At 68.9% G+C, this 14,874-nt stretch carries 13 protein-coding genes and 1 riboswitch; of the genes, 5 read left to right on the forward strand and 8 right to left on the reverse strand.

The window, feature by feature from the left end; all coding sequences use genetic code 11:
* Nucleotides 1-59: 59 nt before the first annotated feature.
* From Aple_RS29275 to Aple_RS29285, 3 genes are all read right to left on the reverse strand, one after another.
* Nucleotides 60-1,064 (reverse strand): ribonucleotide-diphosphate reductase subunit beta, encoded by a 1,005-nt coding sequence (locus Aple_RS29275; RefSeq protein ID WP_246264861.1) that lies wholly within the window; start codon nt 1,062-1,064, stop codon nt 60-62.
* The gene (locus Aple_RS29280; protein ID WP_155347932.1) at nt 1,055-3,184 is read right to left on the reverse strand and encodes a ribonucleoside-diphosphate reductase subunit alpha; all 2,130 of its coding nucleotides are present in this window, start codon (nt 3,182-3,184) and stop codon (nt 1,055-1,057) included. The genes Aple_RS29275 and Aple_RS29280 overlap by 10 nt, the downstream gene beginning before the upstream one ends.
* A 128-nt stretch (nt 3,185-3,312) precedes the next feature.
* Nucleotides 3,313-3,501, reverse strand: a riboswitch (cobalamin riboswitch).
* Between the two features lie 44 nt (nt 3,502-3,545).
* Nucleotides 3,546-4,493, reverse strand: coding sequence for a Bug family tripartite tricarboxylate transporter substrate binding protein (locus tag Aple_RS29285; RefSeq protein WP_155347933.1), 948 nt, complete (start codon nt 4,491-4,493; stop codon nt 3,546-3,548).
* Between the two features lie 123 nt (nt 4,494-4,616).
* On the opposite strand from Aple_RS29285, the gene Aple_RS29290 reads away from it, so the two are divergent.
* Genes Aple_RS29290 through Aple_RS29300 form a run of 3 tightly spaced genes read left to right on the forward strand, consistent with a single transcriptional unit; the run spans nt 4,617 to nt 6,531 of the window.
* Nucleotides 4,617-4,997 (forward strand): GntR family transcriptional regulator, encoded by a 381-nt coding sequence (locus Aple_RS29290; protein ID WP_155347934.1) that lies wholly within the window; start codon nt 4,617-4,619, stop codon nt 4,995-4,997.
* The gene (locus tag Aple_RS29295) at nt 4,994-5,881 is read left to right on the forward strand and encodes an ABC transporter ATP-binding protein (protein WP_246264862.1); all 888 of its coding nucleotides are present in this window, start codon (nt 4,994-4,996) and stop codon (nt 5,879-5,881) included. The genes Aple_RS29290 and Aple_RS29295 overlap by 4 nt, the downstream gene beginning before the upstream one ends.
* A complete protein-coding gene (locus Aple_RS29300; protein WP_155347936.1) occupies nt 5,878-6,531 on the forward strand; it encodes an ABC-2 membrane transporter-related protein in 654 nt (217 codons plus the stop codon). The genes Aple_RS29295 and Aple_RS29300 overlap by 4 nt, the downstream gene beginning before the upstream one ends.
* Before the next feature lie 64 nt (nt 6,532-6,595).
* Here Aple_RS29300 and Aple_RS29305 read toward each other — a convergent pair whose 3' ends face one another.
* The 3 genes from Aple_RS29305 to Aple_RS29315 all read right to left on the reverse strand — a co-directional run bounded on the left by Aple_RS29305 (nt 6,596) and on the right by Aple_RS29315 (nt 10,557).
* Complete coding sequence (locus tag Aple_RS29305) at nt 6,596-8,260, reverse strand: GH12 family glycosyl hydrolase domain-containing protein (RefSeq protein ID WP_155347937.1); 1,665 nt, start codon at nt 8,258-8,260, stop codon at nt 6,596-6,598.
* A gap of 184 nt (nt 8,261-8,444) precedes the next feature.
* Nucleotides 8,445-9,659: a glycoside hydrolase family 16 protein gene (locus Aple_RS29310; RefSeq protein WP_155347938.1), complete on the reverse strand. Its 1,215-nt coding sequence runs from the start codon at nt 9,657-9,659 to the stop codon at nt 8,445-8,447.
* A 133-nt stretch (nt 9,660-9,792) separates the two neighbouring features.
* Entirely contained in the window at nt 9,793-10,557 is a 765-nt protein-coding gene (locus tag Aple_RS29315) for a putative hydro-lyase (protein ID WP_155347939.1), read from the reverse strand.
* A 109-nt stretch (nt 10,558-10,666) separates the two neighbouring features.
* Between Aple_RS29315 and Aple_RS29320 the strand changes: the two genes are divergently transcribed.
* Complete coding sequence (locus Aple_RS29320) at nt 10,667-11,020, forward strand: STAS domain-containing protein (protein WP_170321714.1); 354 nt, start codon at nt 10,667-10,669, stop codon at nt 11,018-11,020.
* A 41-nt stretch (nt 11,021-11,061) separates the two neighbouring features.
* On the opposite strand, the gene glmS is transcribed toward Aple_RS29320, so the two are convergent.
* The gene (glmS, locus tag Aple_RS29325; RefSeq protein ID WP_155347941.1) at nt 11,062-12,882 is read right to left on the reverse strand and encodes a glutamine--fructose-6-phosphate transaminase (isomerizing); all 1,821 of its coding nucleotides are present in this window, start codon (nt 12,880-12,882) and stop codon (nt 11,062-11,064) included.
* 1 nt (nt 12,883) lies between these two features.
* On the reverse strand, nt 12,884-13,147 hold the full coding sequence (locus Aple_RS29330; RefSeq protein ID WP_155347942.1) for a hypothetical protein: 264 nt from the start codon (nt 13,145-13,147) through the stop codon (nt 12,884-12,886).
* A 307-nt stretch (nt 13,148-13,454) separates the two neighbouring features.
* Between Aple_RS29330 and Aple_RS29335 the strand changes: the two genes are divergently transcribed.
* On the forward strand, nt 13,455-14,807 hold the full coding sequence (locus Aple_RS29335) for a M14 family zinc carboxypeptidase (RefSeq protein WP_155347943.1): 1,353 nt from the start codon (nt 13,455-13,457) through the stop codon (nt 14,805-14,807).
* Nucleotides 14,808-14,874 lie beyond the last annotated feature (67 nt).

Below are 14,874 nucleotides of genomic sequence, written 5' to 3' on the forward strand. Positions count from 1 at the left end.
ACGGGAGGTGCAAGCCCCGCATCCTCACTGCTGGTCGGCCCTGCAAGCACGCGATGTGGTCAGAAGGGCTCGTCGAAGGTGACGTTGCCGGTTATGGCGGTTTGGTAGGCGGAGACGCGGCGTTCGAAGAAGTTGGCCAGTTCCTGGACGTCCTGGAGTTCCATGAAGGGGAAGGGGTTGGGGGTGCCGTAGCGGGTGGGGAGGCCGAGGCGGGTTAGGCGTTGGTCGGCGACGTATTGGAGGTAGTCGCCCATTTGGGGGGCGGTGAGGCCGGAGAGGCCGTCGCCGCAGAGGTCGTGGGCGAAGGAGAGTTCGGCGGCGACGGCTTCCTCGATCATCTGGGTGACCTGGGTGGCGAAGGTGGCGTCGAAGAGGTCGGGTTCCTCGGCGCGTACGGTGTCGATGACGCTGAAGGCGAATTCCATGTGCATGGATTCGTCGCGGAAGACCCAGTTGGTGCCTGCGGCCAGGCCGTTGAGCAGGCCGCGGGAGCGTAGCCAGTAGACGTAGGCGAAGGCGCCGTAGAAGAACAGGCCCTCGATGCAGGCGGCGAAGCAGACCAGGTTGAGCAGGAAGGCGCGGCGGTCGGCGCGGGTCTCCAGGCGGGACAGGCCTTCGATGGAGTCGATCCAGCGGAAGCAGAATTCGGCTTTGGCGCGGATGGAGGGGATGTGCTCCACGGCGGCGAAGGCTTTGGCGCGTTCGGCGGGGTCGGGCAGGTAGGTGTCCAGCAGGGTCAGGTAGAACTGCACGTGGACGGCTTCCTCGAACAGCTGGCGGCTCAGGTAGAGGCGGGCTTCGGGGGCGTTGACGTGCTGGTAGAGGTTGAGCACCAGGTTGTTGGCGACGATCGAGTCGCCGGTGGCGAAGAACGCGACCAGGCGGTTGATCAGATGCCGCTCGCCGGGGCCGAGTCTGGCCAGGTCGGCGAGGTCGGAGTGCAGGTCGACCTCCTCGACCGTCCAGGTGTTGCGGATCGCGGCCCGGTAGCGCTCGTAGAACTCGGGGTAGCGCATCGGGCGCAGGGTCAGGTCCATTCCAGGGTCGAGCAGCATTACTGGCATGCCTCGCAGGTCTCGGGGTTCTCAAGCGAACAGGCGACCGCTTCGGCGGCCACGGTGGTCTGCGCGATTCGGGTGGCTGGGCGGGAGCGCAGGTAGTACGTCGTTTTCAGGCCGCTCTTCCAGGCGTAGGCGTACATGGAGGAGAGCTTGCCGATCGTCGGCGCGGCCATGAACAGGTTGAGCGACTGTGCCTGGTCGATGTACGGCTGCCGCCCGGCCGCCAGGTCGATGAGCGCCTTCTGCGGGAGCTCCCACGCCGTCCGGTAGAGCAGTCGGAGGTCGCCGGGAATTTCGGAAATGTCCTGAACCGAGCCGTCGGCGCGTTTGATCGCGTCCCTGATCTGCTGGGTCCACAGCCCGCGCGCCCGCAGATCGCGGACAAGGTAGCGGTTGACCTGGAGGAACTCGCCGGAGAGGGTTTCGCGTTTGAAGACGTTGGAGACCTGGGGCTCGATGCATTCGTAGCATCCGGCGATGGACGCGATCGTGGCGGTCGGGGCGATGGCGACGAGCAGCGAGTTGCGCAGCCCGGTTCGCGCGATCCTGGCCCGCAGGCGGTCCCACTCGGGACTGCCGGGAACGTCGAAATGATCCGGATGCAGGACGCCGCGCGCGGCGCGGGTGTCGGCGTAGGCGGGGTGCGGGCCGAATTCCTCGGCCAGGTCGGCGGAGGTCGCGTACGCGGCGAGCGCGATCTCCTCGGCGATCCGGGTGGACAGCGCCAGGGCCTCCGGCGAGTCGAACGGCAGCCGCAGCGCGAAGAACACGTCGGCCAGCCCCATCACGCCGAGCCCGATCGGCCGCCATCGACGGTTGGCGACCTCCGCTTCGGGCGTCGGATAGAAGCCCAGGTCGATCGTGCGGTCCAGGACGCGTACGGCGCTGCGCACGGTGGCGCGCAGCCGTGCCAGATCGACGCCCTCCGGAGTGAGATGCGCGGCCAGATTGATGGAACCGAGGTTGCAGACGGCGGTCTCGCGGTCGGTGGTCACCTCCAGGATCTCGGTGCACAGGTTGGACAGGTGGATCACGTTCTTGGGCAGCGCCGTCTGGTTGGAGGTGCGGTTGGCGGCGTCCTTGAAAGTCATCCAGCCGTTGCCGGTCTGGGCGAGGGTGCGCATCATCCGGCCGTACAGGGTGCGGGCCGGGATCTGCTTGACGAAGCGGCCGTCGGCTTCGGCGGCGCGGTAGGCGGTGTCGAAGGCGGAGCCGTACAGGTCGACGAGGTGGGGGACGTCTTTGGGGTCGAAGAGGGACCAGGGTTCGTCGGCTTCGACGCGGCGCATGAACTCGTCCGGCACCCAGTTGGCCAGGTTGAGGTTGTGCGTCCGGCGGGCGTCCTCGCCGGTGTTGTCGCGAAGTTCCAGGAACTCCTCGATGTCGGCGTGCCAGGTCTCCAGGTAGACGCAGGCCGCCCCCTTGCGCCTGCCGCCCTGGTTGACGGCGGCCACGGAGGCGTCGAGGGTGCGCAGCCACGGCACGATGCCGTTGGACAGGCCGTTGGTGCCCCGGATCAGGCTGCCCCGGGAGCGGACACGGCTCCACGAGACGCCGATGCCGCCCGCGTATTTGGACAGCCTGGCGATCTGGGCGTATCGCTCGTAGATGCCCTCCAGCTCGTCCCGGGGCGAGTCGAGCAGGAAACACGAGGACAGCTGGGGGCGGCTCGCGCCGGAGTTGAACAAGGTGGGCGAGCTGGGCAGGTAGGCGAAGTCGGCCATCAGCCGGTAGAGCTCGTCGGCTTCCGCGACGGTCCCGGCCAGGCCGCAGGCGACCCGGAGGAAGAAGTGCTGCGGGCGTTCCAGCACGCGGCGGGTCCCGGGGTGGCGGAGCAGGTAGCGGTCATAGACGGTGCGCAGGCCGAAATACTCGAACCGGTCGTCGTCGCCGATCAGCTCGTTCAGCTTGTCCGCGTGCGCGGCGACGAAATCGGCCAGCCGGTCCTGGATCAGCCCGGCCCGGTGGGTCGCGGCGATCGACTCCGCGAACGTGCGCACCCCTTCGGCGGCGGCCTCGTCGGCGATCAGCTCGCCGAGCAGCCGGGCCGCCCGTTTCGAGTTCTCCGGATCGGTGATCACCCCGGCCGCCGCGGCCTCGATCATCGCCCATCGATCGGTCATCTGCTCTCCCTCGCGAGTCCGGCACCCCCGGGTCCGGGGTTACGGCACGCGTCGGAGCACGCGAAGGACCGCGCGGCTCGTCGGCGGGCCCTCCCACGAGGCCCGGCACAACCCGGCGCGGGCATCGGCCCGCGCGTCGGCCGCTGGCAGGTCTTCGGACTCGCGGGCGTCCTACTGGCCGTGGCTTCCCAGGCGCGTGCGCGCCCAGTGCCTGTGACGGCGGTCGTTCCCGCTCACCGCTGCGGGGCAGTCCCGGAATCACACCGGGTTCCCTTTTCACACCCCTCTGAGGAGTGAACCAGCAACGTCGAGAATCCTACATCTAGTGCCGCGTGGATCCGCAACCCCAACAGATTGTGTTCTAAAGCACCCCAAGATCGGCCAGTACGTCCCTCGCGCGGTACGCTTCGGTGGCCAGCCACTCCCGGAAGTCGGCGTCGGCCAGATACATGGGAGCCCACCGGTTCCGCAGCAGGAAGTGCCGCCAGGCCGCCGAGTCGCCGAGATCGTGGCAGGCGTCCAGCAGCCGGGTCCCGTCCTCGCCGGCGAGCGCGCCGGGCGCGAGCAGCCCCCGCCAGTTCGCGTACGTGAGACGCGCGCCGGATTCCATCAAGGTCGGCGCGTCCACGCCGGGGATGCGGTCGGGGGCGGACACCGCGAGCGCCCGGAGCCCGCCGGTCTTGAGGCGGGGCTCCAGGTCGCGGTAGCCGCCGATGCCGACCGCGAACCTGCCCTCCAGCAGCGCCGCGACCACCTGGGCGGTGTCGGCGAAAGGGGCGTATCTGAGCAGCCGGGCGTCCGCGCCGAGGCCGCGCGCGGTCAGGCCGTACAGGACATGATCGGGGCTGCCGGGGGCGCGGCCGGCCATCTCGACCGAGGCGGGGTCGCGGAGCAGCGCCCTGGCCAGGCCGTCGAAGTCGCGGAACCTGGAGCGCGGCGCGGCGACGAACAGCAGCCACTCCCCCGCCATCCTGGCCAGCGGCGTGGTGCTGGCGATGAGCGCGCCGGCATCGTTGCCCGCCGCGGCCGCGACCAGCGCGGGCCCGGCCACCATCAGCCGGTCGGAGCGCCGGGTCCGGGCGAACTCGGCGATCGTCACGATGCCGCCGTCGCACGGGGCGATCATGATCTTGGGGAACCGGCCGCGCGTCTCGGCCATGGTCGCGAAGCCCCGGGGAAACAGATCCCCCGCCGTCGCCGGGACGAACAGGAGAACGGGCCGGGCGAACCTCCGATCCGGCCCGGGCGCGCACCCCAGGGCCACCGCGAGCGTTCCCGCTCCCCACGCGAGAAACCGGCGACGCCGCAAATCCCACCACTTCCCCCCATAGTGACACTAAGCGTATAACTACGGACATAACGTCACATCGGGCGGGGTTGACAGGGCGATCAATCATCAATTAACTAATGCATTAATGGAATGAGGTGAACCTTGATCGATTTCACGCTCGACCGGAAGTCGGGCACGGCCACGTACGCCCAGCTGATCCAGCAGGTCGAGCACGCGCTCCGGCTCGGGCTGCTGATGCCCGGCGATCAGCTCCCGACCGCCAAGCAGGTCGTCGGGCGGCTGGCCATCAACCCCAACACCGTGCTGCGCGCCTACCGGGAGCTGGAAGCCCGCGGCCTGGTGGAGGCGCTGCCCGGTCTGGGGACATTCGTCCGGCGCTCGCTGGTCGCGCCGCACGACCCGGAACTGGAGGCCTCCCTGGGCGAATGGGTGGCGACCGCCCGCGAGGCGGGCCTCGGCGACGACGACATGCGCTCGCTACTCGAATTCGCGCTCTCCGGCCACCGCAGGGAGATCGCGTGATCGCCCTGGAGGCCGCCGGGCTCGGCAAGCGCTACCGCGACACCTGGGGGTTACGCGAAGTCTTCCTGAGCATCCCGCGCGGCCGGGTCGTCGCCTTGGTCGGCCCCAACGGCGCCGGCAAGAGCACCCTGATGCGGGTGGCCGTAGGACTGAGCCGCCCCACCACCGGCCACCTGCTCGTCTTCGGCCAGGCGCCGTACGGCGAGACGCTGGAGCGGGTGGCCTACGTGGCCCAGGACAAACCCCTCTACGACGAGTTCACCGTCGGCGAGATGATCCGCGTCGGCGAGCGGCTCAACCCGCGCTTCGACGCCAAGGGCGCCATTCGCCGGCTGAACGACCTGAACGTCCCGGGCCGGGCCCGCGTGCACACCCTGTCCGGCGGCCAGCGCGCCCAGGTGGCGATCACCCTCGCGGTGGCCAAGCGGGCCGACCTGATCGTGCTGGACGAGCCGCTCGCCAGCCTGGATCCGCTGGCCCGGCACGAGGTCATGCAAGGCCTGATGATGGCCGTCGCCGACACCGGCATGACCGTCCTGCTCTCCTCGCACGTGATCGCCGAACTCGAGGAGGTGTGCGACCACCTGGTGCTGCTGTCCCGGGGCCGGGTGCAGGTGGCCGGGGACATCGAGGAGATCCTCCAGGCGCATCGCCTGCTGGTCGGACCTGCCGGAACCGTCCCCGGCGGGTCGTACGAGGTGATCGGCGAGCACCACACCGAACGCCAGACGAGCCTGCTCGCCCGGCTGAGCGGCCCGATCCACGACCCGCGCTGGACCGCGCGCGAGCTGTCCCTGCAGGACGTGGTGCTCGGCTACATGCGCTCCCCCGACGTCACGCTCTACCCGCCGCCCGTGCTCGCGGAACGGGGTGACGTCGCATGAGCTGGCTCGCGTTCCGGCAGCACCGCGGCCGGATGATCGGAATGGGGCTGATCTTCGTCCTGTGGGGCGGCCTCAGCGGGATGGAACTCTACGCTCCCGTGCTGTCCGGCCTGTCGGCGATGCTCTTCCCCTACATCCCGCTCGTGTTCGGCGTCTTCCTGGGCGCGCCCATCGTCTCCCGCGAGTACGAGCGCGGCACCCACCAGTTCGCCTGGACCCAGAGCGTCTCCCGGTCGCAATGGTTCCTGTGGCAGGTGGTCGTGGCGTTGAGCCTGGCGCTGGCCACCACGGCGTACATCAGCACGCTGGTCGAGTTCGTCACGCCGGAGTTCACCCTCAAGGTGGACAGCGACATGTACACGCTGACCGGGTCCGTGCCGTACGCGTGGGCGGTGTTCGCGGTCGCGACCGGGCTGCTGTGGAGCGCGATCACCCGCAGGACCACAGTGGCGATGGCGGCGGCGTTCTTCGGCGTGGCCGCCAGCCAGTTCATCGCCGAGGGGATGCGCAACCGGTCGGAGGCGGTGTCCCACTGGACCGCGGCGGACATCTGGATCCTGCAGTCGGCGGAGGCGGGGATCCTGCTCGCCGTCGCGGCGGTGCTGGGCCTGGCCGCCTGGTGGCTGACCGCCCGCCGGGATCCGGCCTGAGGGATTCGAAGGACTGGGCCCGCGCCTGGAGGTCGAAGGCGCGGGCCCGGGGAGGGCTGGACGGTCAGACGACCGTGCAGCCGGGGATGGTCGGCAGCTGGGTGTTGCCGTTCGGCCGGGTGGCCTGGAACCCGATGCCGGTGGACTGACCGGCCGACAGGTTCCCGTTGTGGGACTGGTTGCTAGCGGTGATGTTCGAGCCGCTGGTGGTGAACTGGGCGTTCCAGCCGCCGGTCATGGCGTGGCCGGACGGCAGCGCGAAGGTGAACGACCAGCCGGAGCGCGGGCCGTTGACGGTGATCTGCGCGACGTAGCCGTTGTTCCACGCGTCGAAGTGGACCGTGCAGGTGCCGGTCCCGGTGCCGCCGCCGGTGGTGGTGACCGAGACGGTGCTCGACTGCGGGGAGTTGTTGCCGGCGGCGTCACGGGCGACCACGTAGAACTGGTACTGCGTGGAGGCGGTCAGGCCGGTGGCGGCGAAGCTGGTCCCGGTCGTCGTGCCGACGTTGGCGAACGTACCGGTGGTGCCCTGCCTGCGGAAGATGTCATAGCCGCTCACGCCGACGTTGTCGGAGGAGGCGGACCAGGACAGGTTGGTGCCGCTGGCGGTGGTGCCCGAGGCGGTCAGGCTGCCGGGGGCGGTGGGCGGGCTGGTGTCGCCGCCGCCACCGCCGGTGGTCGTCACCGAAACGGTGTTGGACTGGGGCGACTGGTTACCGGCCGCGTCTCTGGCCACCACGTAGAACTGGTACTGCGTGGAGGCGGTCAGGCCGGTGGCGGCGAACGTGGTGCCGGTCGAGGTGCCGACGCTGGTGAACGTGCCGGTGGTGCCCTGCCTGCGGAAGATGTCGTAGCCGCTCACGCCGACGTTGTCGGAGGAGGGCGACCAGGACAGGTTGGTGCTGTTGGCGGTGGTGCCCGAGGCGGTCAGGCTGCCCGGGGCGGTGGGCGGGCTGGTGTCGCCGCCGCCACCATTGGTGGTGTAGGTGAAGTTGTTCAAGGTCAGGCCCGCGCCGCCGACCCAGGGCTCGAAACCGGCCTGAACGCTGGTCAGGTACCAGTTGCGCTGCGCGTACCCGCGGTTCACCGCGTCGGTGTAGAAGGTGTTGATGTTGAAGTCCAGCGTGTTGCCGGTGGTGGTCCGGACGTAGGAGATCACGTTCCAGCCGATGTTGCCGAACCAGACCTGCCAGGTCGCGCCCGCCAGCGTGACCGTGGCCACCTGGGAGCCGGAGGGCTGGACCGGGCCCTGCCGGTTGAGCCAGATCATGACCTCGGCGCCGGTGTTCTGGCCGTTGGTCCTGGGGGTCGGGTCGAACCACAGGTCGTAGGAGGCGTTGTAGGTGCCGCTGCTCGGGTAGGTGTAGCTCACGCTGCTGCGGATGTTGTTGAACGCCGCGTTATTGGCCTGCATGGGCAGGCTGCTGCCGGTCGAGCAGTTGCCGTAGTGGCAGCCCGCGTAGATCGCCGGGTAGGCGGCCGGGGCGCCGTTGGTGGCGTTGTTGTGTCCCGCGGACTGGATGGTGAAGCCGCCCGCCTGGTTCACGTCGATGCACTGGGGGGTGCTGGCGCCCCAGACATTGTTCATGACGATGAACCGGCCGGACTGGATGCTGGTCGAACCGAACGTCTCACAGATCACCGGGGCCGCGTTCGCGGGCGTCGCGACGCCGACGACCGTCCCGAGGAGCAGGACGACGGCCAGACCTATGCCTTTCAAGCGTTTCACGGGTCCTCCTGGGGGGGCGTTGGGAGCGCTCCCAGAGACGCTAGATCGGGGCAGGCCAGTCGCCTAAGGACCGTTCGCCGGATTCCGTGTCCACCTGCTGGAACACCGCGTACAAGGCTGAAAGTTACAGCTGCGTGAACCGGAAAAGGCCGTCAGCGGGTGCTGACGGCCTTTCTCGGTGGGATCAGGCGCGGGTCCACCTCTGGTTGGCGGTGCCGGCGCAGTCCCAGAGTTGCAGGCGTGCGCCGGCGGCGGGGTTGACCTCGACGATGTCCACGCACCGGTTGGAGGCCGGGTTGATCAGGTCACCGGCGGCGGTGAGGGTGAAGCGCTGGGCGGAGGTGCCATTGCAGGTGTAGAGCTGGATCGGGGTGCCGTTGGCGGTTCCGGCGGCCGCGGCGTCCATGCACTTGCCCATCGCGCGGATCGTGCCGTCGCCGTTGATGGACCATTGCTGGGCGACGGTGCCGTTGCAGTCCCACATCTGCAGCCGGGCGGCGTCGACGGGGTTGGCGCTGGGAATGTCGATGCAGCGGCCGTTCAGGTTCGACTTCAGCGCGTTGCCGGTGCCGGGGTCGCTGGTCCAGCCGGAGACGCGGACGTAGTCGATCAGCATCGTCTGCGGGAACGTGGTGCTGGCGTTCGGGCTGCCCGGCCAGTTGCCGCCGACCGCCACGTTCAGGATCATGAAGAACGCGTGGTCGAAGACCCACTGGTTGCCGCGGATGCCGGCGGGCGTGACGCGGAAGTACTCCGAGCCGTCCAGGTACCAGATGATGAGGTTGGGAGACCAGTCGATCCGGTAGCTGTGGAAGGCGTCGGCGAGCGGCGCGCCGATCGTGCGGCTGCCGCCGACTCCGCTGCCGCCGGAGTAGCCGGGGCCGTGCACGGTGCCGTGGACGGTGTTGGGCGCGCTGCCGACGTTCTCCATGATGTCGATCTCGCCGGTGTTGGGCCAGTTGTTGCCGCCGAGCGTCCAGAACGCCGGCCAGATGCCCTGGCCTCGGGGGATCTTGATGCTGGCCTCGAACCGGCCGTACGCCTGGCTGAACCGGTCGGCGGTCAGGATGCGGCCGGAGGTGTACTGGCAGGTTCCGTAGTGGCACTGGAGGTTGGACGGGTTCTCCCGGCGGGCGGTGATGGCCAGGTGGCCCTGCCCGTCGTGGGACACGTTGCGGGTGGAGTTGGTGTAGTACTGCAGCTCGTTGTTGCCCCAGCCGCCGCCACCGATGTCGAATTTCCACTTGGAGCCGTCGACGGAGGTGCCGGCGGCGCCGTTGAACTCGTCGGACCAGGTGACCGGGCCGATGGCGGCCTCGGCCGGGGTGAGGGCGACCAGGCCGCTGGCCAGGGTGACAAGCATGGCCGCGGCCGTGAGGAGGAGCCGGGGTTTGCGCATGGAGACCTCCGGTTTGGTCCATCCGGGCACGGACCGTGGGGTGCTTTAGTGCTTAAATTAAGAGGATGTAACACTGCCGTCATAGGCGTTGTCAATAGGAAGGTTTCCTTTTAATTCGCGCTGTTCCCCGTGATCACGGCACGATGTAGTCGCTGTCGCGGGCGTCCGTGATCGCCATGTGGCCCGGCGCGTGCCCGATCGCGAACCTGACGCCGCTGGCCATCGCCGCCGCCTGCGTCGTCACGCCGCACGCCCAGAACACCGGCACCTCACCCGGGCGTATCTCCACGGGATCCCCGAAGTCGGGCGCCTTCAGGTCGCGAATGCCCAGTTCCTCCGACTCGCCGACGTGGATGGGCGCGCCGTGCACCGCCGGATACCGCGACGTCACCCGTACGGCCATGGCGACCAGCGACGCCGGGACCGGCCGCATCGACACCACCAGCGGCCCCGACAGCGCTCCCGCCGGGCGGCACGGAATTCCGGTCCGGTACATCGGCACGTTCGACCCCGCCTCCAGATGCCGGACGGGAACGCCCGCCCGCACCAGCGCGTCCTCGAACGTGAAGCTGCAGCCGAACAGGAACGGCACCAGGTCGGCCCGCCAGAACGCGGTGACATCGGACAGCTCCGCCACCGGCACCCCGTTCTCGTACACGACATACCCCGGCAGATCCGTACGCAGGTCACCACGGAAGATCGACGTCTGGACGGCGCCCTCGTCCCCCACGTCCAGAACCGGGCAGGCGCGCGGGTTACGCTGCGCGAACAGCAGCAGGTCGTACGCATACGCCCGCGGCACCACAAGGAGGTTGGCCTGCGTCCACCCAGGACACAACCCGGCGGTCGGCACCCGCAGACCACCCCGGAACCGGGCCCGCGCTTCATCCGGCGTCATCGCACCTCCAGCCGCGTCCAGGCCTCCACATAACCCAGACATCAGCCAAAATAGCCGCCAGCCCCGTCGCGTAGGCTGCTCTATGGGGGTACTCACGGGGGTGAGTCAGATGCAATACTTCCGCGTGTCCATCGAAGATCATCCTCCCTTCACGGTGGTCAAGGTCTGGGGAGAACTCGACATCGCGGTTGAAGCCGAGTTCAGGAAGCACGTCGAGGAGACCGTGGAACAGGACCCGGCGCGGCTGCTGTTCGACCTCTCAGAGCTGCGCCTCATGGACAGCAGCGGCGTACGCGTGATCCTCGACGTCTACCGGCGGCTCGGCATGGGCGACCGGGTCGCGGTGTGCGGGCTCTCCCCCCGCATCGAGCGCTCGTTCTACCTGCTCGGAATCACCGGCCGCATGGGCGGGATGACCATCTACTCCACGCTGGAAAACGCTCTCACCGCTGTCCGCAGCTGAAAGTCCGGTACGGCGAGTGCCGTACCGGACCGCAAAGATGCTTATTCGACGGTGACGCTCTTCGCGAGGTTGCGGGGCTTGTCGACGTCGCGGCCGAGGGCGACGGCGGCGTGGTAGGCGAAGAGCTGCAGCGGGATGGTCAGGAGAATCGGGTCGAGTTCGGTCTCGTTCTTGGGGACCACGATGCAGTCGTCGGCCTGGTCGGCGGTCCGGTGGCCGACCATGAGTATGCGGCCGCTGCGGGCGCGGATCTCGCCCAGCGTGGTGAGATTCTTGTCCAGGAGTTCGTCGTCGGGGACGATCGCGACGGTGGGCATTTCCGGGCCGATGAGCGCGAGCGGCCCGTGCTTGAGTTCGCTCGCGGGATACGCCTCGGCGTGCACGTAGGAGATTTCCTTGAGTTTCTGGGCGCCTTCGCGGGCGACGGGATAACCGCGCACCCGGCCGACGAACATCATTCCCGCCGCGTCCTTCGCGTAGCGCATGGCGAGTTCGCGGATGTGCTCCTCCTGGGTGAGCATTTCCTTGATCTGCTCGGGCAGGCGGCGCAGGCCGTCGCAGATCCGGCGCCCGTCGGCGGGCGACAGGTCCCTGACCCGGCCCAGGTGCAGCGCGAGCAGGGCGAACGCCGCCGAGGTCGAGGTGAACGCCTTCGTGGAGGCGACCGATACCTCCGGGCCCGCGTGCAGGTAAACACCGCCGTCGCATTCCCGGGCGATCGCGCTGCCGACCGTGTTCACGATGCCGAGAACACGCCCGCCCTTGCGCTTCAATTCCTGCACGGCCGCGAGCGTGTCATAGGTCTCCCCCGACTGGCTGATCGCGATGTACAGCGTGTCGGCCTCGACGACCGGGCTGCGATACCGGAATTCCGACGCAGGTTCGGCGTCGGCGGGAATCCGGGCGAGTTCCTCGATGAGTTGCGCGCCGATCTGCCCCGAGTAATAGGCGGAACCGCAACCGATGATTTTCACGCGGCGGAATGAGCGGGATTCGCGGGCGTCCATGTTGAGGCCGCCCAGGTGCGCGATGTGGAATCGGTCGTCGATCCGGCCGCGGAGGGTGCGCCCGACCGTGTCGGGCTGCTCGGAGATCTCCTTGAGCAGGTAGTGCTCGTAGCCGCCGGTGTCGTAGTGGCCGGTGTCCCAGTCGACCGTGAACGGCTCCTTCGCGGTTTCCCTGGCGTCGCTGGTGAAGGTGGAGAAACCGTCGGCGCGCAGGACCGCGAGCTCGCCGTCCTCCAGATGCACGACCTGACGGGTGTACCTGACCAGCGCGGCCACGTCGGAGGCGGCGAACATCTCCTTCTCGCCGATGCCGAGCACGATCGGGCTGCCGTTGCGGGCCACCACGACCTCGCCGGGCCGCTCGGCGTCGATCACCGCGATGCCGTACGTGCCGACGACGAGTTTCAGCGCCCGCCGCACCGCCTCTTCGAGGCTTTCGGTCTCCTTGGCCGTACGAGCGATCAGATGGGACAGCACCTCGGAGTCGGTCTCACTGACGAAGGTGACGCCGTCGGCCTCCAGGCGCTGGCGGAGCGCGTCGGCGTTCTCGATGATCCCGTTGTGCACGATGGCGATGCGCTCGTCGGAGGACGGGTGCGGGTGGGCGTTGATGTCGCTGGGCACGCCGTGGGTGGCCCAGCGGGTGTGGCCGATGCCGAGGGTGCCCTTGAATCTGGCCGGGACCGCGGCGGCGAGGTCCGCGACCCGGCCTTTTACCTTGCGTATCTTGAGCGCTTTCGCCGCGACGACCGCGACGCCCGCGGAGTCGTACCCCCGGTATTCAAGCCGCTGCAGCCCTTCGAGCAGGATCGGAGCAGCGTCCTTTGGTCCTACATAGGCCACGATTCCGCACATGTCACCCTCCGTAGATAATTCGGCGGAGCTGTCGCGGGGACAGCTCCGGCGCCGTGACCCGCCGGGCCGGCAGCTCGGCGGCGATCCGGCGAAAGATCTCGTCGTTCGCCAGGCCGCGCGACCTGAGTTCGGCGTGCCGGCGGCGGACGTACTCCTCGACGGGCTCGCCGAAGTACGCCAGCACGTCGGCGACCACCCGCGCGGCTTCGCCCGGACCGAGCGGGGTGGTCCGGGTGAGGTGCGCGATCAGGTCATCATGCGGCACAGGACAGGACCTTACGGAGAGCGGGCTTCGTTTTCCAAGAATCCTGCCCGAAATCGGGCAGGATCACTCCGAAACTATACCGAGATGCGTCAGTCGGGGTCAGTTGACGGGTCGGGAGGGGTTCAGTCGGATTGCCGTGAATCCAGGGGCGTACCAGATGGGTGGCCAGCCGACTCCACACGGTCACGCCTCAATAGGATTTATCCGGATTTATGGGCATCCATTAACGCATCACGACAAGTCTGTGGGGTCCGGCTTGGAACCCCTCACGATGTGACAGATCGGGCCAGATCGGCAGACTAGGTGGGTGCTCGATCCCGTGTTGTCCCGCGAACTCGACTCCGTCCCCGATTACGATCGTTTCGCCACCGTGGATGAGGTCCACGACGGCCTCACCCGCCTGGCCGCCGCCCATCCTGACTCCGCCGTGATCCGGCGGGTGGGCACCTCCCGGCTCGGGGATCCCATACTCTGCCTGACCGTCGGCGACGGCCCCCGCGACGTGGTCGTGGCCGCGGGCCCGCACCCGAACGAGCCGATCGGCGGCCTCACCGTCGTGCATCTGGCCGCCCGGCTCTGCGCGGAACCCGCCCTGCGCAGCTCCGCGACCTGGCACATCGTCGGCTGCCTGGACCCCGACGGCACCCGCCTCAACGAGGGCTGGTTCGCCGGCCCCTTCACCAAAGCGCACTACGGCCGCCACTTCTACCGCCCCGCCGGCGACGAACAGGTCGAATGGACCTTCCCCTTCGCCTACAAACGCTCCTACTTCGACCGGGTCATGCCGGAAACGCTGGCGCTGATGCGCTTGATCGACGCCACCCGCCCCGCGTTCATGACCACCCTGCACAACGGCGAGCTCGGCGGCGTCTTCTACTACCTCTCCCGGCCCGAGCCCGAGCTGCAGGAGATCCTCACCGAACTTCCCGGCCGGTACGGCCTGCCCCTCCACGTCGGCGAACCCGAACACCCCGCCATCGCCCAGCTCGCCCCCGCGATCTTCCTCACCCCCCAGATGGAGCGCACGTACGACTACGCCGAGGCCCTCGGCCAGGACCCCACCGAGTTGATCACCGGCTCGGCCAGCGACACCTACGCCTCCCGGTACGGCACGCTCTGCCTGACCGCGGAGCTTCCGTACTGGATGGACCCCGCCGCGGGCGACACCTCGCCGACCGACATCGTCTACGCCGACCTGATCCGCGCCCAGGCCGCCGACCTGCGCGACACGGTCACCGTCCTGGACGAGACCCTCGCCGGAGTCTCCGCCGATCTGGCCACCAAATCCCCCTTCATCCGGGCCAGCCGCTTCTTCATCCCGATGCTCGCGGGCGTCGCCACCACCGACGAGCAGCGCGCCGCCGACCCGCTCTCCGACCGCCCCGCCACCGCCGCGGAACGCTCCTCCTGCCGTGACCTGGTGCACAGCTACCGGCTCAGGTTCGGCGGCATCCTGCTCCGCGCGCTGGACGGCGAGATCGCCATCGGCAACGCGACCCCCGCGATCCGGCACCACGCGCGCACGCTGTCGGAGACGTACGAGAAGTGGTGCGCGGACGCGGAGTCCCAGACCTCCGACCAGACGATCCCGATCAAACACCTGGTCGCCCTGCAGTACGGCGCGATCCTCGCGGGCGCGCACCACGCGCTGCGAACCTGAGGGGTAGCCCTCTAGGCGGCGCGGTCGCCGTCCGGCTCAATGGCGGAGTGACCCCGACGCTGGCTCC

It is taken from the genome of Acrocarpospora pleiomorpha, from assembly GCF_009687885.1.
Classification (GTDB): Bacteria; Actinomycetota; Actinomycetes; order Streptosporangiales; family Streptosporangiaceae; genus Acrocarpospora; species Acrocarpospora pleiomorpha.

Excerpts from the sequence above, each read along its gene's own strand:
- Aple_RS29300 (WP_155347936.1), top strand. The coding sequence starts at position 5,878 with ATGAGCTGGCTCGCGTTCCGGCAGCACCGCGGCCGGATGATCGGAATG.
- Aple_RS29275 (WP_246264861.1), bottom strand. The coding sequence starts at position 1,064 with ATGCCAGTAATGCTGCTCGACCCTGGAATGGACCTGACCCTGCGCCCG.
- Aple_RS29310 (WP_155347938.1), bottom strand. The coding sequence starts at position 9,659 with ATGCGCAAACCCCGGCTCCTCCTCACGGCCGCGGCCATGCTTGTCACC.
- glmS (WP_155347941.1), bottom strand. The coding sequence starts at position 12,882 with ATGTGCGGAATCGTGGCCTATGTAGGACCAAAGGACGCTGCTCCGATC.
- Aple_RS29315 (WP_155347939.1), bottom strand. The coding sequence starts at position 10,557 with ATGACGCCGGATGAAGCGCGGGCCCGGTTCCGGGGTGGTCTGCGGGTG.
- Aple_RS29280 (WP_155347932.1), bottom strand. The coding sequence starts at position 3,184 with ATGACCGATCGATGGGCGATGATCGAGGCCGCGGCGGCCGGGGTGATC.
- Aple_RS29320 (WP_170321714.1), top strand. The coding sequence starts at position 10,667 with ATGCAATACTTCCGCGTGTCCATCGAAGATCATCCTCCCTTCACGGTG.